This window comes from Bradyrhizobium sp. SZCCHNR1051, assembly GCF_032489615.1.
Classification (GTDB): domain Bacteria; phylum Pseudomonadota; class Alphaproteobacteria; order Rhizobiales; family Xanthobacteraceae; genus Bradyrhizobium.
Window position 1 is genome coordinate 1 of sequence record NZ_JAUEYJ010000062.1, and the last position, 1,328, is coordinate 1,328.

Here is a 1,328-nt window from a genome sequence, read left to right on the forward strand (position 1 = left end):
AGAGCAACTGTGCTGTTGAGGTAGGCCGGCGAACGGCCGGCCTCAAGGCTGGCGCGAGACGCGCCCCCGCCTTCGGCGGCTGAAGGCCTTGACCCCGTCCGCTCGCCGTCCTGTTGGCTTGGCATGCACTCGGTCGTGGACCGAGCGCAGTGTGGCGCTCGATCAGTTCATCGCAACGCGCGGCTGCTTGGGATTCCATTTTTCGCCGCGGGCGATCATCGTGTTCAGGATGATGATCAGCTTGCGCATACAGGCGATGAGGGCAACTTTCGGCTCTTTGCCCTTGGCGATGAGGCGTTCATAGTAGGTCTTAAGCACCGGATTATGCTGCGTCGCTGCCCCGAGGCAGGGAAGGAACAGGCCGTTTCTCACCCAGCGCCGACCTCCCTTGATGTGGCGCTCGCCTCGGCGCCTGCCGCTGTCGTCGTCGTAAGGGGCAACACCGATCAGGGCAGCGGCGATCCTGTCACTCACCTTGCCGAGCTCCGGCGCTCCTGCGATGAGGAGCGCGGAGGTCATGACGGCAAGCCCCGGCACACTTTCAATGATCTCGGCGCGCTCGGCAAATTCCGGCGTCGCCTTGACCATGGCGAAGATCGCAGCCTCGAGCTTCGCAATCTGAGCCGCGAGCGTCTTCAACACCTGGGAATGGGCCTTCTGCGCCAATCCCGGCACAACATGCTCGGTCTGGTTCTGCAAACGGGTTTTCAAATCCATCAGATGCTTGCGCGCTTTCACCAGCCCCGCCAGTTCCTCGCGTGCAGCATCGTAGGTCTGGCTCGGTGCCTCGTCGAACGTCTCGGCGAACCAGGCGATCATCTCTGCGTCGATCGTGTCGTTCTTCGCCAGTCGACCCGCCGACAAGGCGAAGCTGCGAACCCGTTTGGGATCAACGATCCGCACCTCTATCCCGGCCTCGCGCAGCGCCTTGGCCCATTCGCGCTCATAGCCGCCGCTGGCCTCCATGACGGCCTTGGTCACCTTGTGCTTGCGAAGCAAGGCCACCAGCTGGCGATGCCCAAGCGAACTGCTCGGGAATATCTGCCGTACTCCGAGTTTCCGAATGCAGCCGTCCACCTTGTCCTTGGCCACATCGATACCAGCGACACCATTTGCGATCTGTGTCATCATCCACTCCCTTCCTTGCCTTGTATGGGCTCGAAGCCCTTGCAACTGTTCGGGTTGAGGAAGATCACCGGAGCTGTCCCTCGCTCTGATACAGGCTCTGCCGCGTTTGGGGCGTACCGGGCTCAGATCCAGCGACGGGCGGTTTTGCGAGAACCGCCCGTTCGCGCATTCTGGCAGATCTGGCGTACACAAGGGGCGTA

The 1,328-nt window shown here is 62.2% G+C and carries 1 protein-coding gene; it reads right to left on the reverse strand.

Features of this window, described 5'->3' with window-relative positions; translation table 11 throughout:
* Positions 1–162: 162 nt before the first annotated feature.
* The gene (locus tag QW868_RS33495) at positions 163–1,128 is read right to left on the reverse strand and encodes an IS110 family transposase (protein WP_316232573.1); all 966 of its coding nucleotides are present in this window, start codon (positions 1,126–1,128) and stop codon (positions 163–165) included.
* Positions 1,129–1,328 lie beyond the last annotated feature (200 nt).

Excerpts from the sequence above, each read along its gene's own strand:
- QW868_RS33495 (WP_316232573.1), bottom strand. The coding sequence starts at position 1,128 with ATGACACAGATCGCAAATGGTGTCGCTGGTATCGATGTGGCCAAGGAC.